The sequence below is a fragment of the Rhodobacteraceae bacterium LMO-JJ12 genome (genome assembly GCA_021555075.1).
GTDB lineage: Bacteria > Pseudomonadota > Alphaproteobacteria > Rhodobacterales > Rhodobacteraceae > JAKGBX01.
In genome coordinates this window covers 281365-300000 of the sequence record JAKGBX010000002.1, presented here as the reverse complement: position 1 = coordinate 300000, position 18636 = coordinate 281365, and the positions used below count along the sequence as shown (strand labels likewise).

Here is an 18636-nt window from a genome sequence, read left to right as displayed (position 1 = left end):
CATACAAGACCAAGGATACCGACAATCTGGGGCTGGGACTGCGCGCAAGTGTAAAACTGCTGCGCGAGATTTTTAAATGGCGCAAGGACGGCAATTCAATGATCGCCTCGTCGATGGCCGAGGCCGGCAGCTTCTTCAAGTCTGACCCATCCATCGACCGCCCCGATCTGCAAACGCATTTCGTGATCTCGATCGTGGACGATCATGCACGCAAGCTGCATCTGGGCCATGGCTATTCCTGCCATGTCTGCATCCTGCGCCCTTATTCGCGCGGCCAGGTATTCCTGCAAAGCGCTGATCCGCTGGCGGCACCAGGGATAGACCCGAAGTTCCTGAGCGATGAGCGTGATCTGCAAACCATGATCCGGGGCGCCAAGCTGACCCGCCAGATCATGGAGGCCCCTGCCATGGTCAAATACAAGCACAAGGAACTCTATGGCGTGAACGACAACACCACGGATGCCGAATGGGAACAGCACATTCGCAACCGTGCCGATACCGTCTATCACCCGGTCGGCACATGCAAAATGGGCCTAGATGATTTGGCCGTTGTCGACCCCCGGCTCAAGGTTCACGGCCTTACGGGGCTTCGCGTGGCCGACGCCTCTGTCATGCCAAACCTGATAAGCGGCAACACCAACGGGCCGACCATCATGATTGCAGAGAAATGCGCCGATATGATCAAGGCTGATCACGCAATCTGATTTGAACTTTCCCGCGCGCTCAAGCACGGCACAAAGCGCAACATCTCAAGCGCGCCAAACCGCGCTTCTCCGATTTCACTGCAAGAATGTCTGTCATCTAACATTCGCAGCGGGTTGATCAGAAACAACAAAGACGCCCTTGGGCGCCTTGATTTATTGGTCGGAGTGAGAGGATTCGAACCTCCGGCCCCTGCCTCCCGAAGACAGTGCTCTACCAGGCTGAGCTACACTCCGACCGTGAGAAAGCGCCTTACAGAATGCCTGCGCCTTTGGCAAGAGCCGCATTGCCAGAGCCAGCCCAAAAGCATTCCGCGATAAACCAGACTCGCGGGCTTGTCTCAAAACGCCTGAACCTTCGTCTGCCCCATGTAGTGCCGATGCCCGTAATAGCAAGGTTGCGATACCGCACGACCCGACCGCTCGTTAAACCTTCAACCCCGCCAGACGCCCCTCATAGATCGCCGCCGCCGCGTTACGTGGGGCGTTGGCGTCCCCAATCATCTGCGCCGCAATGCCCAGCGCGCCCAAATCCTCCCTCAACCCGCCGTCTGCCCGGTTCCCGGTGGCCAGAACCAGCCCATCTGCGGCCAACTCACGCGTCTCCCCGGTCAACAGGTTCACAACCTCCGCCACAGACCCGGTCCAACGCAACACCGCATGTTCGGTAACAAACTCCGCCCCCTTCGCAGTGAGCGCCCGCCGCAGCGGCAGATCGGTGGCCGAACGCACCAACTCGCGCGCCACCATCGCATCAGGAGTCACCAACACCACCTCATGGCCCGCCTCTGCCAGATGCCAGGCCGTACCACAGCCACGCCAGCTCCCGGCTTCATCCAAAACGACCACCCGTTTGCCAAGCCGCGCCGCACGGCCCATCACATCCTCGGGCGACGCCACATTGGCCAGATCGGCCCCCGGCATCGCCTCGACATGCGGCAGCGCCTTTTGAAACCCGGTGCCCATCGGCAAAGACCCCGTCGCCAGCAAAACCTCATCCGCACCGACCTCGGCAATCTCCTGCGCGTCAAGATAGGCGTTGTATCGCACCTCAACCCCCAGCTGCCCCAACTGCCGTTCATACCAGCCAATCAGCTCGGTAATCTGCCCGCGCCGTGGCTGTAACCCCGCCAAACGAAACTGCCCGCCAAGCCGATCGCTCGCCTCGGCCAGGATCACCCGATGCCCACGCTCTGCCGCCACACGCGCGGCCTCGCATCCCGCCACGCCACCGCCGACCACCAACACCGTTTTCTGCGTCTGGGCATTGGTGAACCGGTCCCCACCCCACAGAAATTCATGCCCCGCAGACGGGTTGATCAGACACGAAATGTAATAATCCCTGCTCCGCCGCCCCCAGCATTGCTGATTGCACGACAGACAGCCGCGAATATCCTCGACCCGTCCGGTTTCGGCCTTGTTCACCAACCATGGGTCAGCAATCTGCCCGCGCACGATACTGACCAGATCGGCCTGCCCTTCCCCAAGCAACGTATCGGCATTCTCTGGCGTGCGAATCCCGGCTTCTGACGTGACCATCGCACGATGTACCCGCGCCTTGATCGCACTGGCCAGATCAGCCGTCAGCTTCTCACCATATTGAAAGCTTGGAATGATCTTGAAAAAATCGAGATAGCTGCCCGCCCCGACAGTCACATAATCCATATTTCCATCGTCATCATGCAGCCCGACAATCTCGGCAGTCTCGGCGCGACTCGGCATCGCCGCGACATCCGGCTCGTCATTCACGCTTAGCCCGATGATGAACTCCTCACCACAAACCGCCCGAATACGTCGCATAATCTCTCGTGAAAACCGCGTCCGGTTTTCCAGCGACCCACCCCATTCATCCTCCCGCCTGTTCGACCAAGGCGACCAGAACTGATCGAGCAGACAATGATAAGCCGCCCAAACCTCAACCCCGTCAAACCCGGCTTTCTGACAGCGCACCGCCGCCTCAACGAACGCCTCAATCGTCTCCTCAATCTCGGCGGCACTCATCTCGTGGCTGCCATCATTGTCGTGATAGCTCGGGCCACCCGAAGGCGACCAATGCGCGTGCCATGAGTTGTCCCAATCACCATGCGCGCCGACATGGTAAAGCTGCTGGATCATCACCGTGCCCTCGGCCTTGCACGCCTCGGTCAGCGCACGAAACGGTGCGATCACATCATCGCTGCCCGGGCGAAAATTGCCCCGTGTCAGCACCGATGCGCGATGCACCGGCATCGGCTCAACCACGATCATCGCCGCCCCGCCCTTGGCACGCTCAAGATAATAACCCAGATGCCGCTCCCCCGGCAGGCCCTCCTCGGCCATATTGGTCGTATGCGCCCCAAAAACGATCCGATTGCGAAGCGTCTTGTGACCCAGCTTCAGGGGCTGGAAAACATGCTTAAAATTGCTCATCTTGATTTACTCCAATCCGTCCAACCCGGCCGTGAGCGCTTTGCCCATTCCGCTTTCCTCCATATGCACCCGCAACCGCTGGTTATAACCGCCCGGTGTGTTCAACGCCTCGATCAGTGGCGCACAGGCGCTGCCTGCCAGGCTCGACGCAACCAGCATGCGCAAGAACGCCTCGCCCTGATCCGCATCTGATACACGCTCGCCCAGCCACTCGGCCGCGTCGCCCACCAACCGCGCCACCGGTGACAGCACCGCTTGCGCAACCAGATAGGCCGCCATCTCGTCTGCATCTTTCAAGGCGAACACCGTGTTGCGCGACCCGAATATTTCCTCAATCAACCCGGCGTCGCCCTGCATCATGATCGGCGATCCCCCGGTCGCGATCCCCGGAAACGGCATCATGATCGCAACCGCGCTGGCCGGGCGTACCATCGCGTCCGCCTCGCTCAACGTGGCCCCCGCCATGAAGGTGATCACCCGCTGATCCGCCCTGAACTCTAGCGCCCCAAGAACGCCCCGCGCCGCCTCTGCCATCAGGCCCAGAAACACCACGTCGCTCTGATCCAGAACGCCCTGATTATTCGCCACCGACACGTTGTCAAACTCTGCTGCCAGAGCCGACGACAGCGGCACACTGCGTTCAGACACGACAATCTGATGCCCGTCGCCCGCAACCCCGCGCACCACGGCGCTTGCGATCGTGCCGGTGCCGATAAACCCCAACCGCATCAGATATCCTTGACCAGACGCAGCGCATCATAAATCGCCGCGTGGGTGTTGCGCGCGCTCACCGCGTCACCGATTCGAAACAGCATGAATTGCCCCTCCGGGTTGCGCTCTACCTCCTGCGCCCGGCCCGCGATCAACGCATCATGATCCACCGCGCCCATGTTCCGGCTCTCGGGTTTCAGTGCAAAGTACAACTCATCCAGCGGCATGGTGCCATAGTTCACCACCACCTGATCATATTGCGCCTCTTGCACGAGGTCGGAATAATCCGTCCCGATCCGCGCTTTCAAAAGATTCCCGTCACGCGCGACACTCAGCAACCGGCGCGTCACGGTAAAGCGCACGTCCTTATCCTGCAAAGCCCGCATATAAGGTACAAGGTTCATCGCCATGATATCGGGCGCAAAGGTCCGGTCCGGCGTCATCACCTCAACCTTGGCGCCTGCATTCGCCGCCACTTCCGCCGCCATTACGCCCGGATGATCACCGCTTTCGTCATAAATCAGAATATTCTCGCCCGGCTTCACATCCCCTGAAATGATATCCCACGCGGTCACGACATTTTCGGCCTCGCCCTGCTGTTCGTGCAGGATGGTATTGGGCATGCCGCCCGTCGCCACGATCACTACATCAGGGTTCAGAGCCGTGACATCCCCCGCCTCGGCCCAGGTGTTAAAGCGAAACTCAACACCGCGCGCCGCACATTGCGCCATGCGCCAGTCAATAATCGAGATCATCTCGCGCCGCCGCGGGTTCAGCGCGGTCAGCCGCACCTGCCCGCCCGGATCGGGCTGGGCCTCGAACACCGTCACATCATGCCCGCGTTCTGCCGCCACCCGCGCGGCTTCCAAGCCCCCCGGCCCCGCGCCAACAACCACAACTTTCTTGCGCATCCTCGCAGGCGAAATGATATGCGGCATGGTCGTCTCTCGCCCGGTCGCCGGGTTATGAATGCACAACGCCTCGCCCGCCTGATAAATCCGATCCAGGCAATAGGTGGCCCCGACACAAGGGCGAATATCCTCCTCGCGCCCCTCGATCAGCTTGGTCACAACATAGGGGTCCGCCATATGCGCCCGCGTCATTCCCACCATGTCGAGCAGCCCCGCCTGTATCGCGTGGCGCGCCGTGGCCAGATCGGGAATTTTTGACGCATGAAAGGTCGGCATCCCCGTGGCCGCCCGCACTGAACCCGCAAAGTCCAGATGCGGCGCGTTCTTCATCCCCTGCACCGGGATCATATCGGTCATCGCCGGATCGGTATGAATCCGCCCGCGATTGACGTTCAGAAAATCAACCTGCCCGGTGCCTTTCAGGATCTTGGCAATCTCCACACCCATCTCGGGCGTGATCCCGCCTTCATGCGCCTCGTCCGGGGCAAAGCGGACGCCAATCACGAATTCATCGCCCACCCGCGCGCGCACGGCGGCAATGATATCGGTAGTCAGCCGCATCCGGTTTTCCAACGTCTCGCGCCCATATGGCCCGTCCAGATCATTGGTCAGGGGCGAGATGAACTGATCCAGCAGATGCCCGTGGGTCATGATCTCGACCCCGTCCATCCCGCCCTCTTTCATCCGCTCGGCGGCATCCGCAAAATCCCCGATGATCCGCTCGATATCCCAATCCTCGGCCAGCTTGGGAAAAGCGTGATGCGCCGGTTCGCGATGCCGGGTCGAGGTCACGGCAGGCAGCCAATCCCCCTTGTTCCAATGCGTCCTCCGCCCCAGATGGGTCAGCTGAATCATCGCCGCGCATCCGTTTTCATGCAACGCATCGGTCAACCGGCGCACCCACGGCACCACCTCGTCCTTATAGGCCAGAATGTTGTTGAACACCGGGGGGCTGTCCTTGCTCACCGCCGCCGACCCGGCGGTCATGGCAAGCGCGACACCGGCCTTGGCGCGCTCCTCGTGATAGGCGCGATAACGGTCTTTCGGCATGCCATCTTCGGGATAGGCCGGTTCATGGCTGGTCGTCATGATCCGGTTTCGCAAGGTCAGATGTTTAAGCTGGTAGGGCTGCAACAGCGGATCGTTCGACATTTCCATTCCTTTATTCAGTGCCACAAGTCCGGCATGGCCGCTTTTTTCTCGTCCATATATGCCAACAACGCCTCATCTATCGCCGGATCAAGATTCGGCGGCTCATAGCGTTCCAACAACATATTCCAGCGTTGATGCGCCCGCGTCGCCATGTCCACCTTGCCGTCCTCTTCCCAGGTTTCCCAGGTCCGGTTGTCATCAAGCGCACTGTCCCAATAGGCGGTCTGATAATGGCGCAACGTGTGCTGGCTACCAAACATATGCGCGCCCGGCCCGCCCTCGGCCAAAGCTTCAAAGCCCATCGTATCCTCGTTCACATCCATGCCTCTGAGATAAGAATGCAGCGCGCCCAGAACGTCGCAATCCATCACGAATTTCTCATAAGACATCGACAAAAGCCCATCGAGATACCCCGCCGAATGCAGAATGAAATTCGCGCCTGACTGCACCGCGCTCAACATCGACATCATGCTCTGCTGCATCGCCTGCCCATCCGGCAACTTTGAGGTCGTGAAACTCCCCGCACAGCGCAGCGGCAATTTATAGCGCCGCGAAAACTGCCCCATCGCAAGGCTGGCCATCGCCGGTTCCGGCGTGCCAAACGTGGGTGAACCCGAGCGCATCGCCATCGAATTAAGGAAACTCGCAATAATCACCGGCGCGCCGGGGCGTTCCAACTGGGTAATCGCCGCGCTCACCAACGTCTCGGCCAGGTTCTGCGCCACCTGCCCCGCCATGGTCAGCGGTGCCACCGCTCCGCCCAACAAAAACGGCAGATGGATCGAACCCTGCCCGGCGCGTGCATAAGTGCGAATGCCCTGACTGGTGATTCCATCAATCACCAGCGGCGAGGTAGTGTTGAAATTGCCCATGATGACGCAATGCGTATCCACGAATTCAGACCCAAAGACGATGCGACACATCTCGATCGAATCCTCCGCCCGCTCGGGCGCGGTGATCGACCCAAGGAAGGGCCGGTCTGAGTAACGGATGTGGGCATAAACCATATCGAGATGGCGCTTGTTCACTGCGATATCCGTCGGCTCGCAAATGGTGCCGCCGGAATGGTGCAGCCAAGGGCTGGACTGTCCCAGCTTCACAAGGTTCTGGAAATCCTCCAACGTCGCATAGCGCCGATTGCCCGCCATATCCAACATGAAGGGGCTACCATAGGACGGCACAAAAACCGTCGCATCGGTGCCGATCTCGACATTATTGGCCGGATTGCGGGCATATTGGATGAAACGCTCGGGCGCGGTGCTCAGAATTTCGCGCACCAACCCCGGCGCAAACCGCAGCCGCCAAGTATTCTCGCCGGTCTCCTCAACCATAGCACCGCGTGCGCGAAACAACTCCACCACCTCGGGGTCATCGCGAAACTCGATCCCGATCTCTTCCATGATCCGCTCGGAGGTGGCTTCGATCATGTCCATCTGGGTTTCGTCAAGAATGTCATAGGGGCGCATTCGGCGGGTGATGAAAGGCACTTCGAGATGTGGGTTTTGCCCTGCTTCGCCACTGCGCTGTGAGCCGTTGCCGCGCTTGCGACGGCGCCGTTCGGTGACTTCTACCATGCCTTCCTCCTCTTTGAAGTGTCCCAATGGTAAAATCTGAACGCGATCTCGACACATGTGTCAAGTTTCTTGTATACCTATGTCGTTGCCGCTAAACTGGTGCCATGAATATTCAAACGACCACGCGCAGCCCAAATACCGACGATCTCTGGCTTTCAGCGGCTTATGACATGCTCACCGAAAGTGGTGTCGAGGCCGTGAAGGTAATGCCGCTTGCCAAGCGGCTGGGTTTGTCACGCACCGGATTCTATTGGCATTTCCGCGACCGCGACGCGCTTCTCGAAGCGATGATCGAACGTTGGGAAGACAAGAACACCGGCAATCTGGTGGCGCGCTGCGAGGCATATGCTGAAACCATTACCGAGGCGATGTTCAACCTGTTCGATTGTTGGCTCGACAGCACGCTGTTTGATGCGCGGCTTGATCTGGCGATTCGCAACTGGGCGCGTAACGATTCCGCGCTCCAGACCCGGCTCGAAGCCGCCGATACGCGCCGCAAGGATGCGGTCAAGGCGATGTTTCTGCGCTTTGGCTATGGCGAAAAAGACGCCGAAGTGCGCACCATGACGGTGCTCTACACACAGATCGGTTACATCTCGATGCAGGTTTTCGAAGACACCTCAAAGCGGTTGTTGCAAATGCCTGCTTATGTCGCGGTCTATACCGGCCAAACCCCGACCCAAGCAGATATCGAGCGGTTTTTTTCGCGCCACGAATGAGGCGGGCAGTGGGGTTTTCGAGGCGCTGCGCCGCCTGACGGCACCGCCCCGGGGGCTCGTTACGCTCGGCTGTTATTCACCTGAATGAGGCGCTTTTCCTGCCAAAGATATTGCTTTGGGAGACGACAGTATTTGAGTGTTTTGGGAAAGAGAAGCGACAAGGACAATGCCCCGCCTCGCTGCCCCGCACAAGTGAAGTTCTTCAAACCCGCTTTCGCGGCCCGCAATCTCTTCGCGCATCAACACCCCAGCAGACGTTTGCGCGCCGTCACCGGGCCACCGCCCTGCGCCTCGATCCGCGCCACGGTTTCGCTCAACCCTTCATACGATACCGCCATATGGTGCGCGTTGGCATGCAACAGCGTTTCCTGGTCCACAACCCAAGCCACATGCCCCTTCCAGAAGAAGAGATCGCCACGTATCGCCGCGCGATCCCCCAACGCCTCGCCCAGCGCCGTTTCCTGCATGTCGCTATCGCCCGGACAGGAAATTCCACAGGCCAGACAGGCCGCCTGCACCAATCCCGAACAATCAATGCCAAAGCCGGAATTGCCGCCCCAGAGATAGGGCGTGCCCAGGAACAATTCGGCCACGGCGACCGGATCACGCGCAGGTTTGTCAATCGGCTCAAGGTGTGCGCGCGGCACAAATCCCCGAAGGGTTTCCAGAAAACGTCCCTCCTCACCGCTCACCTGTAACAGGCTGCCAAAGCTCAGCGCCTCCATCTCATTGGCTTTGAAATCGGCATTCGGGTAAGTATGCGTGCTGCGCGCGCTCACGCGATGTGTCGCCGTTATGGCCGGCTGAAGCGAGAGGCGCGGCACATAGCCGACATAGCCATCCGCCGCCGCCTGAACAAAAGCCCAGCCATCACGCTCATCGTAAACCGTCACGCCCTGCCCGGCCAAAACCTGGCGTTCACGCCGCCCGCCCGGCACCCGCAACAGATCGACCACCGGCTCAGCAACGGAACGCTTTTCGCCGCGTTCATACCGCTCTGCCGTAACCACTCCACGCAGATGCGCCGCTGCAACGCGTCCGTTGCTTGGGGTTACACGCCGGTCAAAGCTCGGTTGTTCGCTCACAGCCCCAGCACCTCGGGCAGCGCGCCCAGAATCGCGCGCGCCCCCATCCCGACACCACCTTTGGGCCGCGCCGGGGCGGCTTTCGGCTGCCAGCCGTAAATGTCAAAATGGGTGTAGCGGCCAGCCCCTCCTGCAAAGCGGCGCAGAAACAACGCGGCGGTGATCGACCCGGCAAAGCCGCCCGCAGGCGCATTGTCCAGATCGGCGATCCCCGGCTCGATCATCTCCTCATATGGCTCCCAGAACGGCATCCGCCAGACCGGATCAGCCACCTCGCGCGCTGCCTCCTCAAGCGCTGCAACGACTGCCTCGTCATCGCTGTAGAACGGCGACAGGTCCGGTCCCACAGCCACCCGCGCCGCACCGGTCAGCGTGGCCATCGAGATCATCAGATCGGGCGCCCCTTCCGCCCCCAGACACAGCGCATCGGCCAGAACCAGTCGCCCTTCCGCATCGGTATTGTTGATCTCCACGCTCAACCCCTTGCGGCTCATCAGAATATCACCCGGCCGCATCGCATTGCTGCTCACCGCGTTTTCCACCGCCGGGATCAGCACGCGCAGACGCAGCGCCAGCCCCAAAGCCATGATCATCCGCGCCAGCCCTAAAACCGTGGCCGCACCGCCCATGTCCTTCTTCATCAGCCCCATTGAGGCACCGGGTTTCAAATTCAGCCCGCCAGTGTCAAAACACACACCCTTGCCGACCAAGGTGAGCGTCGGCCCGCTTTCGCCCCACGTCATGTCGATCAACCGCGGTGCCTGCGCCGCAGCCCGACCCACCGCGTGGATCATCGGCAGGTTCTCCTCCAAAAGCGCTTCACCGCGAATCACGTTCAGCGTGGCACCGAACTCATTCGCCAGATCCATAACCGCCGCTTCCAGCGCCACCGGCCCCATGTCATTGGCGGGCGTATTGATCAGATCACGGGTCAGACGTTCCCCCGCCGCAATCGCCTCAACCCGCGCCGCGTCTACGCCTTCGGGTGCCACCAACCGCGCCTTGATCCCGCTGGCCTTGGCATAGCGCGCAAACGCATAGCCCGCCAAAAGCCAGCCAAGCGCCTCTTGCTCCAATACCGGCGCGGAAAGATCGCTGACCAGACGATAATCCCCTATGGGTAGTTTCGCCGCCGCCCCGGCCAGATGAAACCGCCCGCGTTTGCGCGCCGTGTCGTCACCATAACCCGCGATGGCCGCCTCGGGCGCACCGTCATCGCCGGGAATCACCAAGGCCTGCCCGACCTTGGCCTCAAACCCCGCACTGTTAACCCACTTGGTCACACGGTCGGGCTGATCCGTTAACCAGTCTGCAAGCGCCGATTGTTCCAAAAGATAAAGCGGCAGCGCTTTGGCTCCGCGTTCAGCAAATTCCATTGCCATCCTGGCAACTCCCCGAGGTTTGGTCTGTTTAGAAACAGCCTATTCCTCTGGTCGCTGCCTGCAACCCCGCAGAGCGTTTTCATTCGGACAGGCCGCCGCCGACACTCCAATGCAACCCGCACCGCCCCGCACCCAATCGCGCCCCGCATTCAAACCGACAAATCCTGCTGCTCCCATATCTCGCTCAACGATCGTTCGCCGGCGCGAATCAGCCGGGCCAGCACAGCCGCCAGCGCAGTTTCGTCGCCCTCATCAATGCAATGGCGCACATGGCCCGCGACCCGCGCCAGCATTTGCATACCGATCTGCTCGGCAATGGCCGAGATTGACCGCGCACTCTTGCGCATCTCGACGCGTCGGCTTTCGCGATAGAACCTCTCGGTCTGCGCCAGCCGCACCGCCAACTCCTCCATCGCGCGACACACGATATCTTCGGCGCTGACATCGCCCAATTGACTATAGAGCGCTTCAAGTTTCTCTGCGTCGAGACGAACCGCCTCATCCTGTGCCAGAACAGTAACCTCGGTCACGATTTCACCCTTTCGTCTCTTTGCCCCCACGGCTTTGAGGGATCATGGCCTGAATAATCTTCCCAAATGGTTTAGACCGGATGTTGATTTCTCTCGAATTCGCGGCGAATTCCCGCTATCCAGCGCGCAATTCGCCTACCAACACGGGAGCCGACATGCAAAACGCCAAACCGCTGCCATCCTATCTGGTTCAACGCTTTCATGGTTGGAAAGCAACCACTTACGCCGAAAATGAAAGCTGGTATCACCGCCTCGCAGATGAAGGCCAACGCCCGCGCGCGATGGTGATTTCATGCTGTGACAGCCGCGTGCATGTCACCTCGATTTTCGGCGCTGATCAGGGCGAATTCTTTATTCATCGCAACATCGCCAATCTTGTGCCGCCCTATCAACCCGATGGAGAGCAGCACGGCACCTCGGCAACAATCGAATATGCGGTGTCCGAACTCAAGGTCGCGCATATCCTTGTGCTCGGCCATTCCAATTGCGGCGGCGTGCAGGGTTGCCTTGATATGTGCACCGGCCACGCGCCCGAACTGGAAGAAAAGACCAGCTTTGTTGGTCGCTGGATGGACATTCTACGCCCCGGATTCGAGCGTGTGAAGGATGCGCCCGCCGAAGACCGCGCCAGAATGCTGGAAAAAGAATCCGTGCTGGTTTCCCTGGAAAACTTGATGACCTTCCCATTCGTTCAAGACGAGGTCAAAACAGGCCGCCTGTCGCTGCACGGGCTCTGGAACGACATCGGTGAAGGCTCGGTTGAACAGTATCTGCCCGAAATCGGCGGCTTTCGCCCGGTCTGAGTCGAGACCCTTGCCGACCTGCCACTATGTCGCGTTCACCGGTCATCGCCGGAGGGGGGAAAACGTGCTATCATTTGCACTCTTACCCTCCTGCCAAAGGATCGGCTCATGCGGTTTGTCAGACGCCTGTTTCTATTATTCATCGCCCTGATTGTAGTATTGGTCGCGGTCAGTTACCTGCTGCCCCGCCACGTCAGCGTCGCGCGCTCGATCACCATAAATGCCGCCCCCGAAGCGGTCTTCCCGCTGGTCAATTCGTTGCAGGCGGGTCAGGCTTGGTCGCCTTGGTTGTCGCGCGATCCCGAGGCAAAACTGGTCTACTCCGGCCCCGACTCGGGCATTGGCAACACCCTCGAATGGTCGTCCGACCACCCCAATGTCGGCAACGGCAAACAGGTGATCACCGCCAGTGAAGCGCCCAAACGTGTCGAAACCGATCTTGATTTCGGCGAAGAAATGGGCACTGCCAAGGCCGCTTTTGTTCTTGAACCTGCGGGCTCAGATACCCTGATCACATGGAGCCTTGATACCGACATGGGCATGTCCCCCATGGGCCGTTGGCTGGGCCTGATGATGGACGGCTGGATCGGCGCCGATTACGAAAAAGGCCTCGCCAACCTCAAGTCGTTGGCAGAAAGCAATTAAGCCGGATGGCGGCCCCAGGCTTATGCCCGGAGCCAGCCGCACCTCTTAACGCAAAATCTTTCCATCCGGCCATTGCAGCGAATAGTTCAGGTTAATCTCAAACGTCCCACCCGCCGCAATCTCGCTTTCCCACGCCAGAACGCCCTTTTGATCATCGACATCCACCTGCGTCGGTCTCGGTTGCGCATTCCAGGTGATGACCAAATCCTCTTGCTCAGAATAAGGCACCTGATCCAGCACCCTGAGAGGCCAGCTTTCCCCGGTCAGGTTCTCCACCTCGATCACCACATTCTCGGTGATCTCATTTGACCGGCTCAGCACCCCGCGATCCCCCTCGTTGCGCTCATTCACCCGGCTAAGCTGCAACCCTTCGATCGGCCCGAACGGCAGACGTGCCTCGGCCCCTGCCGCAATCGGCTCACCGTTGCCATATTCCCCGACAAAATCACCATCGCGGAAAAGCTGGGTCAGCGTGCTTGGCAGGATCAATTCGCCCGAGGTATTGGTGAACTCCGCCACCAGAAACGCGGTCCGGTCCCGCTTCGGCACCGCCACGGCCTTGATCTCGGCGTCAAAGCTCAACTCGCCCAGCGCAAGCCGCACCGTATCGGCCGATGATGCCAATGCCAGCGTGCCGGGATAGTCATAGCTCACGCTCAACCCGTCAAAGCTTGCCGTGGCTTCTTCTACCATCACGGGCGATTCCATCGCGGGTTCGACCATCGCGCCCAGAACAGCGGAATCCGAGCGCTTCATCCGCGCTGTCGGCTGCACTTCTGCCGGGTCTACGATCCGCCTGAAATCTGGCCAAAGCCTCTCGGGCGCGACCGCCCCTTCCGGCGCATTGGTCGACATTGTCACCGCCACATTGGCCCAGTTTTCCCCGGTATTCTGGCGCACCAGCGCCCCGCGTTTCAACGTGACGGTTGCCGCCTCCCGGTCGAGGTAAGCATCATAAACCGGCGACCAACTGGCGCGCCAATCATAATAACTGATCTCAAGAACACCCTGCATCGCCGCATCAGAACTCACCGACACTTGCACGAGATTGCGCGCCTCGCCCTCGGGCGCCAACGCCTGAACCGCTTGGCGCGCCTTGTCCAGCGCCTTGGCCAACTCTTTCACCTCGCGGTCCACAGCGCGCGCCTGCCCCTCGGCGCTCAATGCCGCCTGACGCGCCGCCAGAGTTTCTTCGCCCACCATGCGGGAAATGTTGCGCAGATCGTCGGCCCCCACCCCGTTCAGCGCTTGGCCCTCACTAAGCTGACGCAGGAACTGAATGCGCGTATCGGCGGCCTCCCCGGCGGCGCGTATCGCCTGCGCCTCATCGGCCTTGGCCCGCATCGCCTCTTCCAGCCGCTCAACGTTTTCGCGTGCCGCCTTCAATTCATCGCTTTCACGGTCCGCCACAGGCGGCACATAATCATCGCGCAGCTTCACCGCGCCCATGCTTGCCCCCTCAAGGCTGACCCGCACAGTCTCCATCGGTGTGCCTTGCGGCAGGTCGATCAGTTGCAGATCGTGCCGCCCCGCCGCCGCTTCAAACGGCACACGCCGCACGATCTTGGCGCCCTGCGGATAGAGCGTCACATCCGATATCTGGCTTGTAAGCATGATTTCGTCGGCCAGAACGAAGGTGGGGAAAAAGGCTAAAACAACGGGCAGAACACGCATAATCGAAATCTCCAATATTGATCTTTCGCCCCGATCAAACCTCAACCCACCGGTAAAGGAAAGGGGCATGACGGTATGACGCGCGCACCTGCCCGATCCTTGGAAAAATTTCGAAATCTTTTCGCCCATACCCCGACCACCCAAACAAAAAAGGGCAGCGGATGTTACCATCCCCTGCCCCAAAAAACCGAAACGAGCGGCCTTAGCCCTTCTTCAGGCACTCACGTCCAAGAAGCTCGGCAATCTGCACCGCATTGAGCGCCGCGCCCTTGCGCAGGTTGTCGCTAACGCACCACAGGTTCAGCCCGTTATCAATCGTACTGTCCTGACGGATGCGCGAAATGAACGTGGCGAAATCGCCAACGCATTCCACCGGCGTCACGTAACCACCGTCTTCGCGTTTATCGATCACCATGACACCCGGCGCTTCACGTAGGATATCGCGCGCCTCATCCTCGTCGAGATGCTCTTCAAATTCGATATTCACCGCCTCGGAATGACCCACGAACACAGGCACCCGCACACAAGTCGCCGTGACCTTGATCTTGGGATCGACGATCTTCTTGGTCTCGGCGACCATCTTCCATTCTTCCTTGGTCTCACCGCTGTCCATGAACACGTCGATATGCGGGATCACGTTAAAAGCAATCTGCTTGGTGAACTTCTTGGCCGGCTTGTCATCGGTCGGGTTATACATCGACTTGGTCTGATCCCAGAGCTCGTCAATGCCCTCTTTGCCGGCACCCGATACCGATTGATAGGTGCTCACCACCACGCGCTTGATCGTCGCGCGATCATGCAGCGGCTTCAACGCGACAACCATCTGCGCGGTTGAGCAGTTCGGATTGGCAATGATGTTCTTCTTGGAATAGCCATGCACCGCCTGCGGATTCACTTCCGGCACGATCAAAGGCACGTCCGTATCATAGCGATAGAGCGACGAGTTATCGATCACCACACAACCCGCTTTGGCGGCCTTGGGGGCATAGATCTTCGTGGCTTCCGAACCGACAGCAAAAAGCGCCATGTCCCATCCGGTAAAATCAAACGTATCCAGATCTGTCGTCTTCAGGGTCTTGTCGCCAAAGCTCACCTCGGTGCCAAGGCTGCGGCGGCTTGCAACCACGGCAATCTTGTCGATGGGGAACTCGCGCTCGGCGAGGATGTTCAGCATTTCACGGCCCACATTTCCTGTGGCCCCGACAACAACAACGTTATAGCCCATTTCAAAGGACTCCTTCTTAGGATAACAGCGCCTCATAGCCCGCCCCGGCGCCGGGGGGAAGAGCGTAACACATCACCATTCGTGTGATGTTGCCGCAACAGCCTTGATATACCCGCAGCACCCGCCCCCGCACCATAGATTGACGCGTGCCCCCGGCTCCCCTATTCCCATCGCTCATGGGGCGTCGAACCCCCGCCGCTCGCTGGCTCTTGCCATGGTGAAGTTCGAAGCATTGGCGAACCGTTCCATTTCATGCGGTCCGTTGGAAACGCGAGCTCCAACTCTTCTCCCGCATCTGAACATGGAATTGAGGTTCTGGATGTCTGATCTTTCGACCACGCCACAAGGCGACAATATCTATCTGCGCGGCGCGCTTTTGCCGCTATTCGCCAAAACGGCATTGCCCATCGTTCTGGTCATGACCATCAACGGGCTGTTTACTGTCGTTGATGCCTATTTTCTCGGTGTCTATGTCGGGGCCGACGCTCTTGTCGCCGTAACTCTGATGTTTCCGTTCTACATGATCGTCGTGGCGCTTTCGAACTTGGTCGGAAGCGGCTTTTCCTCGGTCTATGCCCGCCGTATCGGTGCCGCCGATTCCTTTGGTGCGGCCTCTGCCCTCGCCTCTGCCCTTGGTCTCGCTCTGCTGGTTTGCGCCCTTCTCATGCTGGGGAATGTCTTGTTTGGTCCGGCCCTCGCGCGCCAACTGGCCAATGGCTCACCGCTTCTGGCTGATCTGGGGCATAGCTATATTCGCATCGTCATCCTGTTTTCGCCGCTCACCTTCATTCTGGCGATCAATGTCAACGCACTGCGCTCGCGCGGGCAACTGACCCTGATGACCGTGATCATGCTGCTCTCGGCCCTGCTCAATATTTTCTTTGATTGGCTGTTGGTCGCGCGGCTTGGCTTTGGTGTGGTCGGTTCGGCCTATGGCACCGCCTTGGCCCAGGGTCTTGCCTTGGCAATACTGCTCGTGACGCGTCAAAGCACACAACAACCCCTCACCGCCCTGCGCCCCACCGCCAAAGACTGGCCCGCGATTCTCGCGCTCGGAGCCCCCAACAGCCTTGGCTATATCGGCCTCTCGCTTTCGGCGGGGCTGACCCTTGTCATGATCCAAACCTGGGCGGCTGACACCTATGCCGCCACCAGCGGCGCGTTCGGAATCATCACCCGGTTGATTACCTTTACCTTCCTGCCGCTTCTGGGGCTGGCCATGGCGTTTCAAACCATCGCCGGAAACAACCAGGGCGCAGGCGAAATCGCCCGCACGCGTCAAAGCCTGTCCCATGCGATCACCCTCGCATTCATCTACTGCGTCGCGGTTCAGCTGATCTTCGCTCTCTCTGCGCCCCATCTCGGCGCGATCTTTGTCGATGATCCGGCGATTCAATCCGAATTGGCGCGCATCCTTCCGGCCAATACCGCCACCATGTTTCTATTTGGCCCAATGATGATGATTGCCACCTACTATCAGGCGATAGGCGACGCACGTCGCGCCGGGCTTCTAGGCCTGTCGCGCGCCTATCTCTTCACCCTGCCGCTCATAGTCTTGCTGCCATTGCTCATCGGCGAATGGGGCATCTGGCTGGCTGGCCCGGTGGCAGAGGTCTTGGTGCTGGCGCTCACCATCGTCGTCGCGCGCCCACTGTTTCGGGCCTGAACGACCGCGACGGGGGCATCTCCTTGCCCCCGTTCGCTCCTAGCCGGTGCGATCTTCGCTAAAGAGATAGATCACCAAACCGACCAAAACCGTTACCGCAAAAAATCCGAACAGCACTTGATAAGGAAACTGCGCGCCACGTTCCGCGCCCTCGACCACGCTGTAAACCTTGCCGGAAATCACCTGCATCACCCCGACACCGCCAATTCCGAAAAGGTTCATCAACGTGACCCCCCGCCCCACAAGATGCGGCGGATAGAAACTACGTCCATGCGCCATCATCACCGGGAAGGACGCCCCGAAGAAACCCACCGCCGCCACCAGAACAACCGCCCGCCACATCACGTCATGCGGCAACATGGCCAGGGCCGTGATTGCGGCAAGCGACATGACGTTGCCTCCCACAATCACCCATTTTCGCGTGCCCAGTATCCGGTCGAGCGGGCCATAAAAGAAGGTTCCCGCAATCATCGCCGCCCCCATGATCAGGGTCACATTGCCCACCGGCCCGGCACCCGCGCCGAACACATCGGTGAAATACGGCCCGATCCACAGCCCGCGCAGCCCCGCCGCCGGAACATATTGGAAAAACATCAACGGAAAGATCAGCCACAGCGCCGGCATCTTCAACAGATCGAGAACCGAACCCTTCTCGTCACTCACCACCCGCTCAGGGTCGCGCACCATCACGAACAAGCCCGCCGCCGTTGCGGCACTCACCCCCGCCATGATCCACAGCACCGAACGCCAGCCAATCGCCTCAACCGCCAACGTCGTCGGAAGCGCCGAGGCCAGATTGCCGACACTCCCCACCCCAAGGATCACCGCCGCCAACGTGGCAAACACGCCCGGCGAATAGACCCGCGCAAAGATATAGTAGGATGCCATCAATACCGGCGAACACCCAACCCCCAAAAGCAGCATCGCAATCGACAGATGCGCAGGCGTCTGCGCCACGGCAAAAACCGCCGCGCCGCCCGCCCCGCCAATCAACAACAGCACGGAAACCGTCCGCCTCGGCCCGACCCGGTCCAGCGCCCAGCCAACAGGCAACTGCATCGCCGCAAAAGCGAGAAACCAAAACCCCGACGCCGTCGCCAACGCCTCAGGGCTCGCCCCGATATCCACCTCGAGAATTTCGGTCAGCACGGCAAGAAACGCGCGGTAGAACTGGCTCAGGACATAGGCGAACGTCAGCAGGATCAGATCGGCGCGCATCGGCAACTCCCTTCAACTCCGTCGCTTACGTTGCACGCCCCATCGTGGGGCGCAAGCACTGGCAATACTGGCTTGCCCCCCGGCACTTCCTGCTGAATACAGCCTTGGCGCCTATGCGCCTCGGATCACCCACCATTGCGCGGTCCCCATGATCGGTAAAAACGTCGTCTTCCCCACCGGCCTTGTGCAACTCCTTTACCGGGTTGGTTGATCAACCCGGCTATGACTTGC

General features: G+C 60.0%; 15 protein-coding genes and 1 tRNA gene (1 of these 16 only partly in view). 5 read left to right on the top strand and 11 right to left on the bottom strand.

Going from position 1 to position 18636, the window contains the following annotated elements:
* Positions 1–704, top strand: partial view of a GMC family oxidoreductase N-terminal domain-containing protein gene (locus LZG00_13455; protein ID MCF3595007.1) — the 3' portion only. Its footprint begins 919 nt before the window's first position; 704 of the gene's 1623 nt are visible here — the last part of the coding sequence; its start codon lies off the left edge, out of view; the stop codon is at positions 702–704.
* Positions 705–861: 157 nt separating this feature from the next.
* Here LZG00_13455 and LZG00_13450 read toward each other — a convergent pair.
* From LZG00_13450 to LZG00_13430, 5 genes are all read right to left on the bottom strand, one after another.
* Positions 862–938, bottom strand: a tRNA-Pro gene (locus tag LZG00_13450).
* Positions 939–1127: 189 nt separating this feature from the next.
* Entirely contained in the window at positions 1128–3110 is a 1983-nt protein-coding gene (locus tag LZG00_13445; protein ID MCF3595006.1) for an FAD-dependent oxidoreductase, read from the bottom strand.
* Between the two features lie 6 nt (positions 3111–3116).
* Positions 3117–3839 (bottom strand): NAD(P)-binding domain-containing protein, encoded by a 723-nt coding sequence (locus LZG00_13440; protein ID MCF3595005.1) that lies wholly within the window; start codon positions 3837–3839, stop codon positions 3117–3119.
* Positions 3839–5884 (bottom strand): NADH:flavin oxidoreductase, encoded by a 2046-nt coding sequence (locus LZG00_13435; GenBank protein ID MCF3595004.1) that lies wholly within the window; start codon positions 5882–5884, stop codon positions 3839–3841. The genes LZG00_13440 and LZG00_13435 overlap by 1 nt, the downstream gene beginning before the upstream one ends.
* Positions 5885–5898: 14 nt before the next feature.
* Complete coding sequence (locus LZG00_13430; protein ID MCF3595003.1) at positions 5899–7458, bottom strand: trimethylamine methyltransferase family protein; 1560 nt, start codon at positions 7456–7458, stop codon at positions 5899–5901.
* A 104-nt stretch (positions 7459–7562) separates the two neighbouring features.
* On the opposite strand from LZG00_13430, the gene LZG00_13425 reads away from it, so the two are divergent.
* Positions 7563–8177, top strand: a complete 615-nt coding sequence (locus LZG00_13425; protein MCF3595002.1) for a TetR/AcrR family transcriptional regulator — start codon at positions 7563–7565, stop codon at positions 8175–8177.
* Positions 8178–8416: 239 nt separating this feature from the next.
* On the opposite strand, the gene LZG00_13420 is transcribed toward LZG00_13425, so the two are convergent.
* The 3 genes from LZG00_13420 to LZG00_13410 form a co-directional block, all read right to left on the bottom strand.
* A complete protein-coding gene (locus tag LZG00_13420; GenBank protein ID MCF3595001.1) occupies positions 8417–9262 on the bottom strand; it encodes an NlpC/P60 family protein in 846 nt (281 codons plus the stop codon).
* Positions 9259–10644 (bottom strand): leucyl aminopeptidase family protein, encoded by a 1386-nt coding sequence (locus tag LZG00_13415; GenBank protein MCF3595000.1) that lies wholly within the window; start codon positions 10642–10644, stop codon positions 9259–9261. Before LZG00_13415 ends, LZG00_13420 begins: the two co-directional genes overlap by 4 nt.
* Before the next feature lie 149 nt (positions 10645–10793).
* Complete coding sequence (locus tag LZG00_13410) at positions 10794–11174, bottom strand: hypothetical protein (GenBank protein ID MCF3594999.1); 381 nt, start codon at positions 11172–11174, stop codon at positions 10794–10796.
* A gap of 155 nt (positions 11175–11329) precedes the next feature.
* On the opposite strand from LZG00_13410, the gene LZG00_13405 reads away from it, so the two are divergent.
* Together LZG00_13405 and LZG00_13400 are read left to right on the top strand one after the other, a co-directional pair.
* Positions 11330–11977 carry a carbonic anhydrase gene (locus tag LZG00_13405; GenBank protein ID MCF3594998.1) on the top strand — a complete coding sequence of 216 codons (648 nt, stop codon included), beginning with the start codon at positions 11330–11332 and terminating at the stop codon, positions 11975–11977.
* A gap of 108 nt (positions 11978–12085) precedes the next feature.
* Entirely contained in the window at positions 12086–12622 is a 537-nt protein-coding gene (locus LZG00_13400) for an SRPBCC family protein (GenBank protein MCF3594997.1), read from the top strand.
* A gap of 45 nt (positions 12623–12667) precedes the next feature.
* On the opposite strand, the gene LZG00_13395 is transcribed toward LZG00_13400, so the two are convergent.
* Positions 12668–14296: a mucoidy inhibitor MuiA family protein gene (locus LZG00_13395; protein MCF3594996.1), complete on the bottom strand. Its 1629-nt coding sequence runs from the start codon at positions 14294–14296 to the stop codon at positions 12668–12670.
* Between the two features lie 202 nt (positions 14297–14498).
* Complete coding sequence (locus LZG00_13390) at positions 14499–15521, bottom strand: aspartate-semialdehyde dehydrogenase (GenBank protein MCF3594995.1); 1023 nt, start codon at positions 15519–15521, stop codon at positions 14499–14501.
* Positions 15522–15840: 319 nt separating this feature from the next.
* On the opposite strand from LZG00_13390, the gene LZG00_13385 reads away from it, so the two are divergent.
* Complete coding sequence (locus LZG00_13385; protein MCF3594994.1) at positions 15841–17187, top strand: MATE family efflux transporter; 1347 nt, start codon at positions 15841–15843, stop codon at positions 17185–17187.
* A 39-nt stretch (positions 17188–17226) separates the two neighbouring features.
* Here LZG00_13385 and LZG00_13380 read toward each other — a convergent pair whose 3' ends face one another.
* Positions 17227–18405 (bottom strand): MFS transporter, encoded by a 1179-nt coding sequence (locus LZG00_13380; GenBank protein MCF3594993.1) that lies wholly within the window; start codon positions 18403–18405, stop codon positions 17227–17229.
* Positions 18406–18636: the final 231 nt, after the last annotated feature.

Coding starts and splice junctions, on each gene's coding strand:
- LZG00_13445 (MCF3595006.1), bottom strand. CDS start 3,110: ATGAGCAATTTTAAGCATGTTTTCCAGCCCCTGAAGCTGGGTCACAAG.
- LZG00_13440 (MCF3595005.1), bottom strand. CDS start 3,839: ATGCGGTTGGGGTTTATCGGCACCGGCACGATCGCAAGCGCCGTGGTG.
- LZG00_13435 (MCF3595004.1), bottom strand. CDS start 5,884: ATGTCGAACGATCCGCTGTTGCAGCCCTACCAGCTTAAACATCTGACC.
- LZG00_13430 (MCF3595003.1), bottom strand. CDS start 7,458: ATGGTAGAAGTCACCGAACGGCGCCGTCGCAAGCGCGGCAACGGCTCA.
- LZG00_13425 (MCF3595002.1), top strand. CDS start 7,563: ATGAATATTCAAACGACCACGCGCAGCCCAAATACCGACGATCTCTGG.
- LZG00_13415 (MCF3595000.1), bottom strand. CDS start 10,644: ATGGCAATGGAATTTGCTGAACGCGGAGCCAAAGCGCTGCCGCTTTAT.
- LZG00_13405 (MCF3594998.1), top strand. CDS start 11,330: ATGCAAAACGCCAAACCGCTGCCATCCTATCTGGTTCAACGCTTTCAT.
- LZG00_13400 (MCF3594997.1), top strand. CDS start 12,086: ATGCGGTTTGTCAGACGCCTGTTTCTATTATTCATCGCCCTGATTGTA.
- LZG00_13395 (MCF3594996.1), bottom strand. CDS start 14,296: ATGCGTGTTCTGCCCGTTGTTTTAGCCTTTTTCCCCACCTTCGTTCTG.
- LZG00_13390 (MCF3594995.1), bottom strand. CDS start 15,521: ATGGGCTATAACGTTGTTGTTGTCGGGGCCACAGGAAATGTGGGCCGT.
- LZG00_13385 (MCF3594994.1), top strand. CDS start 15,841: ATGTCTGATCTTTCGACCACGCCACAAGGCGACAATATCTATCTGCGC.
- LZG00_13380 (MCF3594993.1), bottom strand. CDS start 18,405: ATGCGCGCCGATCTGATCCTGCTGACGTTCGCCTATGTCCTGAGCCAG.